General features: G+C 40.0%; 22 protein-coding genes and 1 pseudogene. 6 read left to right on the forward strand and 17 right to left on the reverse strand.

The genetic code is table 11. The features are described 5' to 3' along the window. Window positions 1–410: 410 nt before the first annotated feature. The 7 genes and pseudogenes from CZ382_RS12285 to rlmN form a co-directional block, all read right to left on the reverse strand. Complete coding sequence (locus tag CZ382_RS12285) at window positions 411–704, reverse strand: YrhK family protein (RefSeq protein ID WP_088051515.1); 294 nt, start codon at window positions 702–704, stop codon at window positions 411–413. An 87-nt stretch (window positions 705–791) separates the two neighbouring features. Next, window positions 792–971: a YjzC family protein gene (locus tag CZ382_RS12290; protein WP_088051516.1), complete on the reverse strand. Its 180-nt coding sequence runs from the start codon at window positions 969–971 to the stop codon at window positions 792–794. Between the two features lie 44 nt (window positions 972–1,015). Further along, window positions 1,016–1,312 carry a KGG domain-containing protein gene (locus tag CZ382_RS12295; RefSeq protein WP_088051517.1) on the reverse strand — a complete coding sequence of 99 codons (297 nt, stop codon included), beginning with the start codon at window positions 1,310–1,312 and terminating at the stop codon, window positions 1,016–1,018. A 125-nt stretch (window positions 1,313–1,437) separates the two neighbouring features. Continuing rightward, window positions 1,438–1,629, reverse strand: a pseudogene (locus CZ382_RS12300) (glucose starvation-inducible protein B); the annotation flags it as partial. A 144-nt stretch (window positions 1,630–1,773) separates the two neighbouring features. Beyond that, complete coding sequence (locus CZ382_RS23760; protein ID WP_155554812.1) at window positions 1,774–1,929, reverse strand: hypothetical protein; 156 nt, start codon at window positions 1,927–1,929, stop codon at window positions 1,774–1,776. Window positions 1,930–1,955: 26 nt separating this feature from the next. Continuing rightward, a complete protein-coding gene (locus tag CZ382_RS12305) occupies window positions 1,956–3,239 on the reverse strand; it encodes a hypothetical protein (RefSeq protein ID WP_230856094.1) in 1,284 nt (427 codons plus the stop codon). Window positions 3,240–3,524: 285 nt separating this feature from the next. Continuing rightward, a complete protein-coding gene (gene rlmN, locus CZ382_RS12310; RefSeq protein ID WP_088051519.1) occupies window positions 3,525–4,589 on the reverse strand; it encodes a 23S rRNA (adenine(2503)-C(2))-methyltransferase RlmN in 1,065 nt (354 codons plus the stop codon). A 185-nt stretch (window positions 4,590–4,774) separates the two neighbouring features. Here rlmN and CZ382_RS12315 point away from each other — a divergent pair, with 185 nt between their 5' ends. Further along, window positions 4,775–5,782 (forward strand): LLM class flavin-dependent oxidoreductase, encoded by a 1,008-nt coding sequence (locus tag CZ382_RS12315; RefSeq protein WP_407701307.1) that lies wholly within the window; start codon window positions 4,775–4,777, stop codon window positions 5,780–5,782. An 85-nt stretch (window positions 5,783–5,867) separates the two neighbouring features. Here CZ382_RS12315 and CZ382_RS12320 read toward each other — a convergent pair whose 3' ends face one another. From CZ382_RS12320 to CZ382_RS12330, 3 genes are read right to left on the reverse strand one after another with little or no spacing between them, the layout of a single operon-like run. Further along, on the reverse strand, window positions 5,868–6,182 hold the full coding sequence (locus tag CZ382_RS12320) for a DMT family transporter (protein ID WP_088051521.1): 315 nt from the start codon (window positions 6,180–6,182) through the stop codon (window positions 5,868–5,870). A gap of 2 nt (window positions 6,183–6,184) precedes the next feature. Next, entirely contained in the window at window positions 6,185–6,523 is a 339-nt protein-coding gene (locus CZ382_RS12325) for a DMT family transporter (protein ID WP_200809558.1), read from the reverse strand. Window positions 6,524–6,576: 53 nt separating this feature from the next. Further along, on the reverse strand, window positions 6,577–7,155 hold the full coding sequence (locus CZ382_RS12330) for a TetR family transcriptional regulator (protein ID WP_088051523.1): 579 nt from the start codon (window positions 7,153–7,155) through the stop codon (window positions 6,577–6,579). A gap of 166 nt (window positions 7,156–7,321) precedes the next feature. On the opposite strand from CZ382_RS12330, the gene CZ382_RS12335 reads away from it, so the two are divergent. Continuing rightward, complete coding sequence (locus CZ382_RS12335) at window positions 7,322–7,777, forward strand: YndM family protein (RefSeq protein ID WP_088051524.1); 456 nt, start codon at window positions 7,322–7,324, stop codon at window positions 7,775–7,777. Window positions 7,778–7,883: 106 nt separating this feature from the next. Here CZ382_RS12335 and wrbA read toward each other — a convergent pair whose 3' ends face one another. The 4 genes from wrbA to CZ382_RS12355 form a co-directional block, all read right to left on the reverse strand. Continuing rightward, window positions 7,884–8,492 carry an NAD(P)H:quinone oxidoreductase gene (wrbA, locus tag CZ382_RS12340; RefSeq protein WP_235000424.1) on the reverse strand — a complete coding sequence of 203 codons (609 nt, stop codon included), beginning with the start codon at window positions 8,490–8,492 and terminating at the stop codon, window positions 7,884–7,886. Between the two features lie 307 nt (window positions 8,493–8,799). Beyond that, window positions 8,800–9,399 carry a response regulator transcription factor gene (locus CZ382_RS12345; protein ID WP_088051526.1) on the reverse strand — a complete coding sequence of 200 codons (600 nt, stop codon included), beginning with the start codon at window positions 9,397–9,399 and terminating at the stop codon, window positions 8,800–8,802. Window positions 9,400–9,413: 14 nt separating this feature from the next. Beyond that, window positions 9,414–10,553, reverse strand: coding sequence for a sensor histidine kinase (locus CZ382_RS12350; protein ID WP_088051527.1), 1,140 nt, complete (start codon window positions 10,551–10,553; stop codon window positions 9,414–9,416). A 70-nt stretch (window positions 10,554–10,623) separates the two neighbouring features. Then, a complete protein-coding gene (locus tag CZ382_RS12355) occupies window positions 10,624–11,670 on the reverse strand; it encodes a fatty acid desaturase (RefSeq protein ID WP_088051528.1) in 1,047 nt (348 codons plus the stop codon). 192 nt (window positions 11,671–11,862) lie between these two features. Here CZ382_RS12355 and CZ382_RS12360 point away from each other — a divergent pair, with 192 nt between their 5' ends. The 4 genes from CZ382_RS12360 (at window position 11,863) to CZ382_RS12375 (ending at window position 14,819) form a co-directional block, all read left to right on the forward strand. Continuing rightward, window positions 11,863–12,480, forward strand: coding sequence for an NUDIX hydrolase (locus CZ382_RS12360; protein WP_235000425.1), 618 nt, complete (start codon window positions 11,863–11,865; stop codon window positions 12,478–12,480). 319 nt (window positions 12,481–12,799) lie between these two features. Continuing rightward, window positions 12,800–13,597, forward strand: coding sequence for an N-acetylmuramoyl-L-alanine amidase (locus CZ382_RS12365; RefSeq protein ID WP_088051530.1), 798 nt, complete (start codon window positions 12,800–12,802; stop codon window positions 13,595–13,597). Window positions 13,598–13,704: 107 nt separating this feature from the next. Beyond that, on the forward strand, window positions 13,705–14,118 hold the full coding sequence (locus CZ382_RS12370; protein WP_088051531.1) for an Rrf2 family transcriptional regulator: 414 nt from the start codon (window positions 13,705–13,707) through the stop codon (window positions 14,116–14,118). A gap of 62 nt (window positions 14,119–14,180) precedes the next feature. Then, window positions 14,181–14,819: an NAD(P)-dependent oxidoreductase gene (locus CZ382_RS12375; protein WP_088051532.1), complete on the forward strand. Its 639-nt coding sequence runs from the start codon at window positions 14,181–14,183 to the stop codon at window positions 14,817–14,819. 57 nt (window positions 14,820–14,876) lie between these two features. Here the strand turns inward: CZ382_RS12375 and CZ382_RS12380 are convergent, their stop codons facing one another. The 3 genes from CZ382_RS12380 to CZ382_RS12390 all read right to left on the reverse strand — a co-directional run bounded on the left by CZ382_RS12380 (window position 14,877) and on the right by CZ382_RS12390 (window position 17,728). Beyond that, window positions 14,877–15,062, reverse strand: coding sequence for a hypothetical protein (locus tag CZ382_RS12380; protein WP_088051533.1), 186 nt, complete (start codon window positions 15,060–15,062; stop codon window positions 14,877–14,879). A gap of 98 nt (window positions 15,063–15,160) precedes the next feature. Next, window positions 15,161–16,423, reverse strand: coding sequence for a cytochrome P450 (locus tag CZ382_RS12385; RefSeq protein WP_088051534.1), 1,263 nt, complete (start codon window positions 16,421–16,423; stop codon window positions 15,161–15,163). 93 nt (window positions 16,424–16,516) lie between these two features. Then, window positions 16,517–17,728: a DUF819 family protein gene (locus CZ382_RS12390; protein ID WP_088051535.1), complete on the reverse strand. Its 1,212-nt coding sequence runs from the start codon at window positions 17,726–17,728 to the stop codon at window positions 16,517–16,519. Window positions 17,729–17,753 lie beyond the last annotated feature (25 nt).

Here is a 17,753-nt window from a genome sequence, read left to right on the forward strand (position 1 = left end):
TCGTATACTTGTCCCCTTCCCGGTCAACAGAATGAACAAACTAGTAAAGTAACAGTCATTCTACAAACAATGCAAAAAAATTCACCCAAGTTTTCATTATCCATTATTAAAGGCATGACTTTATCCTTAAAAGGATGCCCCTTTCAAAATGTATTACCTAATTAAGTTAATACTTACCAAACGTTCTTCTTAATTTACTTATCTTTAAAGCTTCTCTATAAGATATTGTACAGCAGAAAATATTCCTTCATCTGCTGCTACCTTAATTGATCATAAGCGGGGTATATAATTGGAAACACTTCATGTAGGCCATCTAATATAATTGTTGTTAAGTGATGAACAAAAATTGTAATAACAATCGTTTAGCTCCAGGCGGAATTAAACATAGTCATAAACATTCAAAGGAGAGGTTACGTATCATTTTCATCATTATTATAAATCCATGTTCTTCGGATAATTTTTATCGTAGGTCGAACTATTAGAGAGAGGCTCCCAATTAAATAAAATCCATTTCCATAAACAGACGGGGTGCCAATTAAATTTAAAATACTTCCGGTTAAAAAAGATATGCCAACAAGGATATCACCCATTAATTGAATGGTTGCGTATTTTTCCATGAAGTATAGCTTAAATTTCCTGCAATTTACCTCAATATCATGTCGATCCCCTTGCTCTTTTGTTTCTATTTTAAATTTTAAAGGCACGATCTCCCTCCTCAGTTTTGTTGTCTCCTTTAAAATACAATGGATACCCACTTGCACAAGCTCATTCAAGAGGGTACCCGAAATCTTTTATGCCTTTACCCAATAGGCTGCTTCATTACTTGAAGGTGAGGGAGGAAACTGTTCCCCTTTCTCCATATCAATTTTTGTATTATCGTCGATTGAAGATCCACTATTGACTAAACTATCAACTTTAAACTTACCACTTTCCGGTGCTGTTTCACCTGTTTTATATTTGTTATCTGCCATATTACCACCTCCAAATTTTTTTGTTAAAGCTCCTTTACTTGCAATTAAGAATTATTGTTGTTATTATTTTGCTGTTGGCGGCCACGTTTTTTTCCGCCTTTTTGACCTATTTCTTCGTAGAATTCTTGATCATGGTTTCGTGAAGTAGTTTTGCCACCCTTTTGGCCTATTTCTTCGTAGAACTCTTGATCATGATTCTGCGAAGTTGTTTCGCCACCTTTTTGACCTATTTCTTGGTAGAATTCACGATCGTGATTCCGTGCTGTTTTATTTCCACCTTTTTGTCCTGCTTCTTCTACCGTCATCTTATTGTTGTTATTTTCTTTATTGTTCTTAGCCATCCTTAACAGCTCCTTTTTAAAGTAGTTTATTAGCTTACTTCGACACACTTTCCTTCCCGTATGGTTATATGACCTGTGATCCAATTCTTCCCTTTTTATGAACTGCTGTTATTACTTTTCCGTTGCCGGGCGCGTTTTTTTCCGCCCCTTTCACCGATTTCTTGAAAGAATTCCTGATCATGGTTTCTGGAGGTTGTTTTACCACCCTTCTGACCAATTTCCTCAAAGAATTCCTGATCGTGGTTTCGTGCGGTCTGGTTACCGCCTTTTTTACCAGCTTGTTCGCGTGACATCTTGCCATTACTGTTCTTGGCCATCTTTCACAGCTCCTTTCCCTTATTATTGGCGTTTTGTCATCGCCTATTATTTTCATTCCACGTATACTTTCCCTTAAACGTAAAAAAACAACTTTTTCGGAAAAATAATGTAATGATTTTAATACAGGCCTGTCTGAAGCCTTTCTATTTTGGATACTTTTTATCTAATTTGGCAAATACCTTTTCTGCTGCTATCATCTTTTGCTCTTTTTCTTCAACTTCTAATTCGAATTCTCGGCGGTCTTCTACCGGCAGATGAAAATATTTCTTTTTTCTGGATTTCTTCTTTTTTACAGCCATAACCATCTCCCTCTTTTTTCTGGCCCTTAAAATCGGGTGTTTATTTGTGGATCTATATAATTCTTTCGTTTCATCCAGATAAAACCATCTCCTTTTGTAATAATCGCTACATCAATTGGAAGACCGACAGATTGAGTTGCTCTTGTTACCTTTCGTTTGAACGAAGTAAGATTGATCAGTGCCTCTGCCATTTCGGCAAGTTCTTCCTTTGGCAATGACCTTACAATCCCCAATAAAGGATCAATATAATTGTTTTGCTGATATTCTTCTAAAGCATCCTCAATAGATTCATATATTTTATTACCCAGATTTTGCAGCGCTTTAACCTGTTCATCTGTAAAATGAATATTTATATTGTTTTGGATTTGCTTATGATAGTTAGTTAACACCTGGTCAATAATTCCAAAAATCGCATCCTTCATGTCCGGCTCGATCCCGCCAATAAACGATTGTACCATCTCCTTTTGGGCAAATGCCGTAATAGAGGCGGTACCGTTATCTTTGTTTGTTGTATAACTGATCTTTTTTTCTTTTAATTTTTTGTATTTTAGCTGGCCGAAGACAAAACCTTCTAGGCGGTAATTTAATAAATGCGGAAAAATCTCATTTTCGCCATATCCAGCGATTACCAGGCCTGTACTTCCTGAACTGAAATAATCATTTGCAGTTGCTTCAAAAGCCAACACATGCAGTTTCTCTACCAATTGATCAGGAATTTCATACGTAATTAATTCATCTTTTATTTCTCTAACTTCCGAACCAAACGTCGCTTTGAACGTTTCATATTTCATCTTTAGAAATGTCTTTTGGTCTCTATAGTTTTCAATATTTCTATCAACACATTTTGTAAGCCAATCCGTCACTTTTTGCTGCATTACTCCTTCTTCTTTATCTTTTTCCATCATTTCCTCTACTTCCTTGACAATCCGCTTTAAACAGTCGGAAAACGTCCGATAGACGATTATTCTTTCTGTATCCTCATTTGTAAAGCTACCATCATGGCGTAAAAACTCAAGGAAGTCCTCCATATAATAAGTTAAGTCGGCAAATTTTTTATTACCTAAATAATCCCTATAGGACTTTATAATAACTTCCCACGGAACCTCCATAAAGGACGCCGCGCCGTATACCATGATGCCAATGGGATGCTCTCTTGATAGAGAGAACAGTTTATGTGCCGAATTATAAACCTTTTGTACCCCATCCCTTCCGCTCGTAATCGCACTATCTGCCGCAAGGGACATACCGAGTTTATTCATAATCACCACTTCTGCCGTCACGAAATCCCGCCTTTCTCTGATAGTTTTCATGTTTCCCTTTCCGAACCACATAAAACCTTTATACCCTTTTGCAAACCTGAAATATAGGTCTTGAGGATTTCAATTGCAAGAAAAGAGCTTCAGGGGTTCTTTACCCAGAGGAAAATGGTTAGATTAACAAAAAAAGAACCATGGCTTAATCGTCATAATTCTAACACAATGTTTTCAATCCAAATCTAAACCACTGATAACAGCTACCAACTCACTTTAGATAAACTTAAATTTTAATTCATAACAAAAAACGTATCTAGTTGAATAGATACGTTTCTTGTTATTTTACCCGACATTCTTCTTAATCTGCTTACTCCGCAGCTGTCCGCATGCTGCATCAATATCAGCACCATTCTCCCAGCGTACCCCACAGTTAATACCGTGCTTCTTTAATGTTTCAAAAAATGTTTGAATTGTCTCAGGTTCACTGCGCTGATATTGATTATGCTCGTCTACGGGGTTATATGGAATCAAATTCACATATGTTAGATGACGCTTATCGCCAAGCAATTTTGCTAGCTGCTCCGCTTCTTCCTTATGATCATTCACATCCCGCAACATAATATATTCGTATGTTATGCGGCGATTCACCTTCTCCAAATAATAATCCACAGCTTTCATTAGCTTTTCGATTGGAAATGCTTTATTAATCTTCATGATCTGCGTACGTAATTCATTGTTTGGTGCGTGCAAGGAAATGGCCAGATTCACTTGCAAGCCCGTATCCGCAAATTCATAAATTTTATGGGCCAACCCACTAGTAGACACGGTTATGTGTCTGGCTCCAATGCAAAGCCCTTTATCATCATTTACTACACGTAAAAAGTCGATTAAATTAGTAAAGTTATCGAATGGCTCACCAATACCCATAACAACAATATGGCTGACACGTTCTTCATTGCCAGCTTCGTCCAAGTGTTTTTGCACATTCATGATTTGTTCTACGATCTCACCACTTGTCAGATCACGACTTTTCCTTAACAGACCACTTGCACAAAATGTACAGCCAATATTGCAGCCTACTTGAGTCGTCACACAGACAGACAAACCATAGTTAAAGCGCATTAAGACCGTCTCAATCAAATTTCCATCCTGTAATTTAAACAGGAATTTTTTCGTTCCGTCAGCAGATTCCTGTCTGATTTCTTCCTCTAACGTATGAAGAACAAAATTTTCTTCCAATAAAGCAATGCAATCCTTGTTCACATTCTTCATCTCGGAAAATCTTGTCACACGCTTCTTATATAACCAGTTCCACACCTGTTGTGCGCGGAATTTCCGTTGTCCTTTTTCCACCAGCCAGTCTGTCAGCTGCTCAAACGTTAATCCGTATATGGATGTTTTATTCATTGTGTACCCTCATTTCAATCTCGCATAGCATTCCTTTACTATACTACTGAAAATATGTGAATGTAGCAACCTAATTCGCTCATCCCTCTCGTCTGTGAGGCATATTACCACAAGCAATATAGTAGACCCCACCAATTAAAAGTCGTATCATTTCTTACTAAGCAATATACAAGGAGGGAATAAATTTGTCGACAACAATAAAAAAATTTCATGATATCCCGTTATCGGTTTTGGATTTATCACCAGTTAACGAGGGGAGTAATCCAGGGCAATCGTTAAAAAATAGTACTGATTTGGCACAGCATGTAGAGAAATGGGGATTTAACCGCTATTGGTTAGCAGAGCATCATAACATGCCCGGTATTGCCAGTTCCGCTACCTCGCTATTAATCGGACATATTGCAGGTTCAACAAACCATATGCGTGTTGGATCTGGCGGGATAATGCTGCCCAACCATGCAACACTGGTGATTGCAGAACAATTCGGTACACTTGAAACACTTTATCCAGGTCGAATTGATTTAGGACTCGGCCGTGCACCTGGTAGTGATCAGGCAACAGCTTATGCCTTACGCCGTACATTAAATATGGGGCCTGAGGATTTTCCATTACAATTGGAAGAACTCCAAGGGTATTTTGCAGGTACGGAGCGCGTACATGCTATTCCAGGTGAAGGACTTACGATTCCGATTTGGCTGCTCGGTTCCAGTGACTTTAGCGCACAGCTATCTGCCCAAAAAGGGTTGCCATTTTCCTTTGCAAGCCATTTTTCACCTGATTACACCATTCCAGCTTTACATCTTTACCGCAGCAGGTTTCAACCTTCAGACATGCTGGAAAAACCATATGCCATGCTTGGAGTCAATGTAATCGCAGCAGATACCGATGAAGAAGCACATTATTTGGCTACATCACAGCAACAGCAAACCTTAAACATACGTAGCGGCCGTCCGGCAAAATTACAGCCACCAATCAAAAATATTGATGAAGCGTGGTCGGAAATGGAACGTGCTGTAGTCGAAAAATCATTAGAAACACCCGCGACTATAGTCGGTAGCCCGGAAACCGTTAAACAAGGTCTTGAGCGCTTTTTAGCAGAAACAGAGGCAGACGAGTTCATTATTAACTCACAAATTTTTGATCATAAAGCCAGATTGCGTTCATACGAAATTGTTGGCGCATTGATGGAATAATCCAACGGGAATATCGTTGACAGACGAAGATTCCGTGAAACAAGTAAATAGAGCCAGAATTTGCAGAATCCTGGCTCTGTTTATATTAAGATAATGCCTTCAGTCCAACCACACCGATGATAATAGCAACTAAACTTAAGATCCGGAATATATTTCTGGATTCCCCGAAAAAAATCATGTTTAAAAGCACCGCACCCGCTGTACCGATACCAATGAAAACGGCATAGGCTACACTAACCTGCAATCTTAAAAACGAGGCATAAAGAAACGCAAACGATCCACCTAAACCGCCCAAATAAATGACGCCATGTTTCATTGTCCTTTCCTGACTGAATAACTTTAGGCCCAACACACCAATTACTTCAAAAACCGCTGCTAAGAAAATATAGAACCAGCCCATTACTATACCGCTCCTTCCGTCTGTTTATCATCCGAAAGTTTTAATCCAATAACACCAGCGACTAAAATAATCATAAACAAAATTTTTCCCGTATTTAAGTGTCCATCAAATAGAAATACATCCATTAATGCCGTTCCAACTGTACCGGCTGCAGCAAAAATTGCATAAACCGTACCAGTCGGCAAATCTTCACATGCCTTTGCAAGAAAATGTAAATCTAGCGGAATAACAGCAATAATCAATAGCCAATGCCACCATTCTGATGCTGTATTAAATCCAAACACCCATAATAATTCAAACAGGCTGGTTAACATGACATAGATCCATGATTTATTCATAATATAATAATACCTCCCATGACTGACATTCAGTCATTTTATAGTACGAAGAAGCACTAGTCCTCTAACCCTAGCGCAAACCCGGCAAACTTTAATACTTCCTGCTTTTTCGTATCAACCGTTTTGAGATCAACCTCGGAATACAAATAAGATTGCTCGGCAACGGATTCAATCAAACCTATCAATAACTCCGCCGTTCGCTCTGGATGCAGTGTTTCCCGAATTGTTCCCGCTTTTTTCGCATTATCCAGAAATTCACTCATCCAAGCATAATACGGCGCATAGATTGTCTCCCATTCCTTTAAGTAATCAGTTGCTGCAAGGCCTGAATAAATGAGGGCAAAAACTTCCCGGTACTCACTCGTCAAATCGAATACAACGTCAATCACCTTTTCTAGCTGATCCGAAAAGGAAAACTCCCCGCTCATCTTTTCCTTAATCCGGTCAAGCGTTTTTTCGACCATCACCTCAGCTATTGAAGGCATTACTGCCAACTTGGAAGAAAAATATAAATAAAATGTCCCTTGAGCAATTCCGGCTCCTTTGACAATATCCGATACTTTTGCTTTTTCGATGCCCTTTTCCCGAAAAACATCAATGGCCGATTGAATAATGAGTTCTTTTTTATTATCCATAAAAACCTCCATTATCATGTAGTGACTGATCGTCATTCATTATACCTTTTTTTCTCGTTCAGATCAAATAAAGGGTTTATACCGGTAACTTAAGTGTGTTTTCATATTTTACGTCATCTTGTCAAATACTAAACAAAATGATGCAAGAGAGGGTGTGTTCAGATTTATGGAACATGTAAAGGAATTAGGGATTAAATTTTTAGCTATAGCCGTTTCTATATATGCGATATTCGGCATTTTTTCAAATGCCAATTGGGTTAATTTATTGTGGATCAGTTTACTTGTTACTGGAATTTCTTATCTTGTAGGTGACATGGTGGTACTACCAAGGTTTGGAAATATTACTGCTACAATTGCTGATTTTGGTCTAGCCTTTCTTTCACTCCTTATCTTGGGAGGTCTATTTCTCGGTGCCGAGGTCCCGATTATCACTACTTCTTTACTGACAGCTTTCTTTATTACGTGCTGCGAGCCGTTCATTCACGGCTATATTGCCAATCATTTTTCACCTGATTCATACGAACGGAAAGACTTGCGAACCCAAAACCAGTTACAAACTGAATTTGCAGAAGAGACGAATGAACATACGATTACTAAAAACAAGCACCACAGTGATGAGTGATTTGATTATTAACCTTGTAATGCAAAAACGCTTGGATACTTGTGTCCAAGCGTTTGTTCTTAAACGACCAACCGGAACGCATTCCGAACAGATCTTTAAATTCTAATTAGTTACCTGCAATAACACGTCCAGCAATATCAATTGTGCGTTTTGCCTGATGCTTTACTGCTTCTTCAACATCTTCGACCATTTTTCCGTCTTGGCCTTGTGTTACACTAGTTCCGTATGGGTTACCGCCAGCGCCGAATAGAACTTGGTTAGTGTAACCTGGCGCTGCAATGATTGCACCCCAATGCATCATGGAAGTATATAGTGCTAATAATGTAGCCTCTTGACCACCGTGCGGATTTTGCGCAGATGTCATTCCGCTAACTACTTTGTTTACTGTCTTACCAGCTCCCCATAGTCCACCCTGCACGTCAAGAAATTGTTTCATTTGCGAAGGTAAATTACCAAACCGAGTAGGTACACTAAAGATAATCGCATCTGCCCATTCAATGTCGTCTGATGTTGCTTCTGGTACATCTTTTGTAGCCTCAAAATGAGCCTTCCATGCCGGGTTGGATTCGATTGCAGCTGCTGGTGCAAGTTCAGGAACCTTTAATACCTTTACTTCAGCACCTGCCTCCTTGCCTGATTCCTCAGCCCATTTAGCCATTTGGTAGTTCGTTCCTGTTGAACTGTAATAGATTACTGCCAATTTAACATTTGCCATGTGATTTGTCTCCTTCTTTGGTGAATTTTTTCTAAAGAATTTATTTAAAAATTCCATTGTATCACCTGCTTATATTATCCAAACCTAATATAAAGTCCACTGAAAAACTCTTTTGCTTTGCTTATTCTTTGCCAGAACCTCCTTCTTTATTATTTATTTTTTAAAGGTAATCATTGCTATTGTTTAGCAAGTTTATTACTTTATGTAAGTATAATAGATGAATTAGCAACTTATGTCAAGTCATTAACTTATTATTAATAACTACATTATCAAAACAAGACCGCCATTATTTTTTTAAAAAGTAAAATCACTTAAACCAGCCCTTTTCCTTAAATCGGGATATAGCTTCAATCCGGTTACTCACCTCTAACTTATCTAAAATTACAGAAACATAATTGCGCACTGTGCCATTCGTAAGATACAGCTGCTTGGCAATTTCTTTTGTTGTTTTCCCCTCAGCAATCAATTTTAACACCTGCTCTTCCCGTTCCGTCAGCGGATTCTCATTTTCATATGCCATATCAACCAATTCGGGAGCATATACCCTTCTGCCGTCCATAATAATGCGGATAGAGTTTGCCAATTCTTCACTAGGGCTATCCTTTAAAAGATAGCCACTGACCTCCGCTTTTCGTGCACGTTCAAAATATCCTGACCGGGCAAATGTAGTTAAAATGATCACTTTACAAGGGTGACCTTTTAATTCCTCCGCTGCTTCCAGCCCGCTTTTCAACGGCATTTCAATGTCCATGATACAAATATCAGGATTTTGTTGCTTCACTAACGCTAACGCCTCTTCCCCGTTCCTTGCTTTGCCAACAACCTCCATATCTTCCTCCAAATCAAGCAAAGACCCCAGTGCTCCCAGCAGCATACGCTGGTCTTCAGCAATTATAATTCGTATCACGCTACCCACCCTTTTTACGTTTGTTGAATAACCGTTGGTACCCGAATAGTCAGCATCGTTCCATTCGAAGTCTTAATGTCAAGGTATCCATTGACGAAGTCTAAGCGCTCTTTCATCCCTAGAAGCCCATTTTCATGGAAGGAATTTGTTTTATCAGGTATTCCAACCCCATCATCCTGTACGATCATAACTAATTCTTTTGGTGTATTGTTTATGATGACACTACAGGAAGAGGCATGGCTATGTTTGACAACATTTGTAACAGCTTCTTTCAAACACATGCTCAGGACATTTTCGATTAGTGGCGGAATATTTTTAAGCACCGGATTACCTTCCATATGGAAATCGATTTGCGCCGCTTGTAAAATCTCCTGAACCCGGATTATTTCATCCGCCAGTTTTGCCCCCTTCATATTCGAAACCATATCACGCACTTCTTTTAGTGCCGTTCTTGCAGTTTGATGAATATCATTTATTTCATTCTTTGCCGATTCCGGACTTTTATATAGTAATCTGCTGGCCAAATCACTTTTTAACCCGATAAGGGAAAGCTTTTGCCCCAATGTATCATGCAGATCACGCGCAATCCGCTGACGTTCCTCCAAAACCACCAATTGGGAAAGCTTTTTATTCGCGTCCTTTAACTGACTTTCCAGCCTTTCCCGCTTGTTCCGATTATAAATAGTAAGCGGCAATAAAATAACACCAATGAGACTAATCACAATGAACGGGAGCTGCATAAAAAATATTTCATTTTGTGTAAAAAAGCCAACACTAACTGCTGCAATTGTGGTAACAAGATGAACAATGTATAATGTCAAAAATCTGACCTTATGCTGAATATTCCCAATGTAAAAGGCCAGGAACAGTGAAAAATAAACATACCCTAAAACAAAAGTCATTACCATGCTTATTACCATTTCAATGCTGACGGATAAATCAGCTGTCCAACCCTCTGATAAAAATGATAACCGGTATGCCGTAAAAAATAATAGTATCATCGAAATACCAAAAATAATTCCCCATGTTGATGACGATTTAAAGATAAAATAGAAAGGCAGAATACAAAATATAATCCATGCATAGATGCTGAGACCCGTGTTTTTCGGGATAATATGATACCATTTATGCTTGACCGTTCCTCTATGTTCCATTAGTTCTCCGCCCCTCTAACCATCAGTATAACAAAAAAGACCTTCCAATAGATAAAGGAAGGTTTTGTATTTATTTCTCTTGAAGGCTTGTATTCATTTTGTGTATAGCGGGATTGCCTTTACTTAGCAAGTCCTTAACCTCTCTAAAGCTGACAAACCTCCTATTTGCCTCATCATAAAGACGAAAGCGAATCGATTTTAAACTGGAAGCAAGGGTAATGGTTGTTGCTTTTTGTAATGGCGGTGTAGATGCATGCGCCTTCTGTAAGTTGTAATTCGGTACCCTTGGGCTTAAATGATGTACATGATGGAATCCAATACTCCCGGTAATCCATTGCATGATTTTTGGAAGCTTGTAATAGGAACTCCCATCTACAGCTGCTTTTACATAATCCCATTCGTCTTCATTTTCAAAATAGGAATCCTCAAATTGATGCTGGACATAAAACAGCCAAATACCAAGCGAACCCGAGATAAACAAAATCGGCAGCTGGATAATCAGAAATGCCTGCCAGCCAATCGCCCATATTAATAGTCCGTAAATGACAGCTATTGATGCATTGATCAAATACGTGTTCAGACGTTCCTTCCGTCTCGCTCCTTTACGATTAAAGCGGTTAGATAGTAAGAAGAGGTAGAGCGGTCCCAATCCGAACATGATAAAAGGATTGCGATATAACCGATATGCCAATCTGCCCCAAACTGAAGCTGCAACATACTCATTCACTGTCATCACCCAAACATCTCCAGTTCCCCGTTTATCCAGGTTGCTGCTTGTTGCGTGATGAATAGCGTGACTCCGTTTCCATTTTTCAAAGGCAAATAACGTAATGATTCCCGTGATCGTACCAAGAATCCGGTTCGCCTTTTTATTTTTAAAAAAAGATTGATGTGCACAGTCATGGAAGATAATAAAGATTCGAATGACAAACCCCGATGCGATGACAGAAAATAGAAGCGTCAGCCAAACAGATACAGACAAACTTTGGTATGCTAGAAACCAAAGCAGGAAAAAGGGCAGAATAGTGTTGATTATCTGCATCATGCTCGATTTTGTATTAGACTTTTCATATGGTGCAACATTTTTTCGTAATTGTATTTGTTTTTGCCTGCTCATCATATTTTCCCCCTAGACGCGAATAGTTCTTAATTCTAGTTTAGGAAATTATTTTGAACGTTAATAGTCATAAACGTCAGTAATCAGTATGACAAATGTCATATAATAATTCGACTATCAAAGGAGGAACATTATTTTGTCAAAAAGATAGATTTTAATATGATAGAATTAAATGATCATGGAGGTAGCAAATTGAACCCAGCAGACATCATCTCAAAATTAACCGATCGCCAGCCGTCTATTCTTGGATATGAGCAATTTCGCAAACATGCTGTACTATTGCCACTCATTGAAAAGAATAACGAAACCCATATCTTGTTTGAAGTCAGATCAATGAAGTTACGGAGCCAGCCAGGGGACATCTGCTTTCCAGGTGGCAAAATAGATAAAGCGGATTCAACCCCCAGACAATGTGCGATACGTGAAACAACAGAAGAATTGGGAATAACGGAAACCAATATAAAGGATGTATCCCCACTCGATTATATCGTCTCTGATTTTGGCAGAATCATTTTTCCGTTTGCAGGGAGAATTACGAACCCCGAACTAATAAAGCCGAATATATCCGAAGTAGGAGAAGTTTTTACAGTACCACTTCCCTATTTTCTTAGCACTAAACCCGATAGATACAATGTTCAAGTTAAAGTTGTCCCCGAAGCAGATTTCCCCTTCGATTTAATTGTTGGCGGGAAAAATTACAACTGGCGGCACTATCAAGTAGACGAACTTTTTTACCAGTACAACGGGAAAGTAATTTGGGGACTAACCGCTAAAATACTAAATCACTTTATAAGCCTGTTAAATGAATAAGTGATTTTAGGAGAAGGCAGCTAATATGACGGTAGCTGCCTTTTTTGTCGTCGGAAATTATAAAATTTATACGCTGTGCGCTAGTCATGATGAGCGATGCCAGCCCATCGCCTCCGCTATTTTGCTGTCTATCCCCCATTATGCCACCAAAAACTTTCGCTAGACGATAGTACTACTAGGAAGGATCATATTTAAAGCAAATGAAAAAGGACGGTGACAAGGATGGAATTTTGCAAGTAAAAAGACGTTTGTCCAACTGCTTTTTATGATTTGCCATACGCTATTAATGAAAATACTTTAACAGAATGGGGGAATTCCTATGAAGCTTTATTTGGATCCTGGTCACGGTGGTAGCGATCCTGGTGCACACGGGAATGGAATGAACGAAAAGGATATTACACTGGATATTGCCCTTAACATACAAACCATTTTAACAAACTATGAAAATGTCCAGGTGAAAATGAGCCGAACTACCGATCAAACAGTAAGTCTTACAGAACGGACAAATCAAGCCAACTCCTGGGGAGCCGATTATTTTTTATCCATTCACTGTAACTCCTTTAATGGTTCTGCACAAGGGTATGAGGACTATATTCACAGCAGTCTTTCTGATTCTTCCCAGACAGCGAAATATCAGGATACCTTGCACAAAGCGATTGTTGACTTGAACCAGCTAAATGACCGCGGCCAGAAGAAAGCTAATTTTCATGTGCTGCGTGAGTCGTCCATGCCCGCACTTTTAACGGAAAATGGGTTTATTGATAACGAACATGATGGGGCTTTATTAAAAAAACCAGCATGGCGAAAACAGGTTGCACAAGGACATGTAAATGGGTTAGTAAAGGCATTTAATTTAAAGCGCAAACAAGAGGGAGCTGCCATCATTTACAGGATAATTGCAGGTTCGTTTAAATCAAGAGAAAATGCCAACGATCGAGCTGATTTTTTTCAAACAAACGGGATAGAATCCTTTGTTGGCGCCATTACGATTTCCGGCGAGCAATGGTACCGGGTTCAAGCAGGTGCATTTTCCGATCAAGAGAATGCGGAAAAACGGTTGAATGAAGTGATCAAAGCAGGGGTAAAGGATGCTTTTATTGTAAAAGAAAAACGATAAGAAACCTTTAAGGCGCCATGATCATACGAAGGCAATGTTTTCTCGTAAACCAGATTATTGACAAACACCTCGATTGTAACTATTATAGTTACAGTGGTGGTGATGTAATGAAAAATAATCGTTTTGCTGTTGCCATTCATATTCTTGCGCTAGCATCCAATCAGCCACGGGAATACCTGACTTCTGAATTTATTGCCAACAGCGTTAATACAAATCCGGTAGTTATACGCCGAATTAACAGTATGCTTAAAAAAGCTGGACTTTTAACATCACATCCAGGTATCCCCGGATTAAGTATAACAAAGGATCCTTCCGACATTTCATTGTTAGCAATTTATAAAGCAGTTCAACATACAAATGAACTTGGTTTTGCTGTACATGAAGACCCGAACCCAAACTGTGCTGTTGGCAGTAACATTCAATCCGCACTTGAGAAGAAATTCAAACGGGCACAGCAGGCAATGGAACAAGAATTGGCAAGGCAAACATTAGACGATGTATTACAAGATCTCTTTGATTAAAGAGATTTTTTCACCGCTAACATGTAACTATAATTGTTACAACAAAACAGGAGGATGGTTAGATGAAAATTGCAATCATTGGAGCAAGCGGTAAGGCAGGCCGTCTTATTTTGGAGGAAGCTGTAAGGCGGGGACATGATGTAACAGCGATCATAAGGGATAGGGCAAAATTAGCTGATAAAGAGGTCCCGGTTGTGGAAAAAAGCATACTGGATCTAACATCAGATGATATCAAGCCATATGATGTTGTTGTAAATGCCTTTGGTGCTCCTCTTGGTGAAGAGCAGCCACATGTTGACGCTGGACATGCTTTAATCGAAGCACTTAAGGGGACAACTGCAAAGGCAATTATTGTTGGTGGTGCCGGAAGCCTTTATGCGGATGAAGACAAAACAGTCCGCGTAAGTGATACACCAGACTTCCCTGATGCATTTAAACCAACAGCAACTGGACAGGCACGCAATCTGCAAGAACTACAAAAAACGACTGGTATTACCTGGACATTCATCAGCCCCTCTGCAGTATTTGACCCAGATGGAAAAAGAACTGGATCATATCAATCAGGGAAAGATACATTGCTAGTGAATGCAAAAGGGGACAGCTACATCAGCTATGCAGATTATGCCATAGCTGTCGTTGATGAAATCGAGAACCCGAAGCATGTAAATGAACGGTTTACAGTTGTAGGCGAAAAAGAATAATCATGTAAAGGCAGTCGGGCAGGTAATTTCATCCGGGAATGAAATTGCCTGCCCGTGTTAACTGCTGGTGCTGTATGGTTCGATCAGCGGCTTTTCGCTTTCGATCGGCGGATTCACGCTTTCGATCGGCGGCTTTCCGCTTTCAATCGGCGGATTCACGTCTTCGATCAGCGGCTTTCCGCTTTCGATCGGCGGATTCACGCTTTCGATCAGCGACTTTTCGCTTTCGATCAGCCGCTCCAACGGTTCATCGGCGTCTTCTACTCCATAAAGAAAATAAAAACGGTAACGACTATAAAGATCCCCCCATGCCCATTGTAAGGTGCCGCTTCCATTGAAATTTAATCTAGCCTTGCATGAACATTCTTTAACACAAATCCGCTCTCCGGAAGCGGTGGCATTCTTACGGTTCCAATGTGTAAATCCTGTGCTGGCACTTGATAATCAAGCTTTTGGGCTAAAAACTCCAGGCTTGTCTTCATCACCTCTATGGTTACCCATTCCCCAGCGCACCGATGTCCTTTATGATAATCTCCACCACCTTGTGGGATAAAGTCAAATGGGCTGCCTTCCCACTCTTTAAACCGCTCTGGATGGAATTCATTCGGGTTTTCCCAAAGCTTCGGATCGTGATTTGTTCCATATATATCAAGTAAAACAAGTGTCCCTTTCTTAAATCGGCAATCTTGCCAAATGAAATCTCTTTTTACTCGCGCACCTAAAAATGGGCCGAATGGATAAAAACGGCGGACTTCCTGGACAAACCATTGACTATAGTTGCCATCATCTGCTTGTAATTTTTCCCGAGTCTCAGGATAGTCATGCAACGCTATTGCCCCAAAAGTAACGTACCTGGCAATGGCGACGATTGGTCTAATGATGTTTATAAGCTCGACCGCAGCTATTTGCGAATCTAACAGTTTGTTATTCAAATCACGGTGCCATGCCATTGCATACAACGCCGAGTTCGGGGAAGGATCCAGTTTTTCCGAACGAACTTTTTCAATAATACTTTGAATCCACCTCTCTGATCGATTACGTGCTTGCCTGCCAGCCCAGTGCCTTGGCCCGACAGCACCGAAGGCATCAATCATATCTCCCAAATCATTTGCCCGCTCGCTTACCTCCTCTTCTTGAAGAGGCACACCTGCCCATTCACATGCAGTCCGAACCATAATTTCCCGTGCTTCGTCAAAGAGTGTAATCTTTTTCCGCTTGTGCCACTTTTTTGTCGCCTGCTGCCACTGTTTTTCGGTAATCTTGGTAAGCAATTGCAGCCGCTCTTTCGTCATAAGGGACATAAATAGCTGTTTCCGGTGCTGATGCTTCACCCCATCCAGGGCTTGTACAGCTTTTTTTCCAAACAAGGATTCCTGTATCCGATTCGGTACTGCTCCCTTTCGCTGGAATTTCTCTGTATCATAAAATAATTGTGCAGCTTCCTCACCACCTATACAAATTACCTTCTGACCTAGTAAACGGGTTATAAAGATATTTGACCGTAGCCGCGCGCGCCTGTTTGGTATGTACATATACCCCTCAGTCAGGACTTTAAAGGTATCATCAATCGTTTTCTCACGTGGTACTCGTTCTGTACGTGGCATTCTGTTCAGCTCCCTTGGGTTTAAACATATAATTATAATTAAGTTTCCCCAAAAGGCGCTTAACAAACAAACAATTTTTTAAATTAGCTCGTACTACTTAAATAAAAAGTAAACCATGCTTCCTAAGTAATTACCAATGACATATCCTAACGTACCGACTAGCATGATAGGGACGATTAATTTGGTCCAGCCCTTGGCGATAGCAAACGCTGCAGCGGTTGTCGGTCCTCCGATATTGGCATTACTGGCAACAATTATTTCCTCGAGGCTAAATTTAAATAATTTACCGACCGTAAACGTCACAAGCATGTTAAAGAGAACTATAATACCTAAAAACACCAATAACAGTGGTGCATTGCTAATTAACAGTGGAAGTGATGCAGGCACACCGATCACAACGAAGAATATGTAAATCAGGTACGTGCCAATTTCCTGGGCACCGTGAATATTTTCAAAAAAACGACTAAAAAACGTTACCGCCAATACCGTTATCGTTGTAAGCATGAGATAACCATCGCCAAACAAACCATTCAGCAGATTTAAAAAGAAGCCTGCATCATCCCCTGACGGAATCAGTTTATCAATTACCTCTGCCAATTTAAATGAAACAGCAACTAATACAAACGCAGTCCCGGCAGCAAAAGCAATATCCTTAAGGGAAATATCCTTGCGCTTCCAATAATCGGAAACACCGTTCTCCTGAGAGATGGACTGCCTTTCTAGTTCATCGATATATGGAGTTCGATAGTTTCTCCGAAAAAATGCCAGGGCAGGCATCATCATTAAGACAAAGAAGTACAATGCCATTAACAAATTATCCGCGACAATTGCTGACGATGCCAATTCCCCTGGAACGTTCAACTTGGCGGATAATGCTGCAAAGTTAACCCCGCCGCCCGTATATGATCCAGTTTCCATACCAGCTATTTTGGCAGCGTCTGGAACGCTATGTTGCATTGATAAAAACGCTATACAAGCACCAGCAGCCGTACCAATCGAACTAATAAGAAAGATGATTAGCATCTTCCCGCTATCATTCCATATCTTTTTAATGTTCGCCTGAAATAGCAATAATGGGATCGCAAGCGGGATGACATATGTCCAGACAGCATCATACGCAGGTGCAGCACTTGGAATGACGTTCAGGTTTACCAGCAGCATAGCACCAACCAAGGCAATAATCGCTCCCGTAACCTTTGATGCCCACTTGTATTTCTGCTCCAAATAAATGCTTACCGCGGCCCATCCAGCCATAAATGCCCAAAGCATCCATGTGTCGTCAGGCTTGATCAGACTGGCATCCATATTTGCAGCCTCCTTTGAAAAAAGC

Origin of the sequence: Virgibacillus dakarensis, assembly GCF_900155625.1 — a bacterium.
GTDB classification, from domain to species: Bacteria; Bacillota; Bacilli; order Bacillales; family Amphibacillaceae; genus Lentibacillus_C; species Lentibacillus_C populi.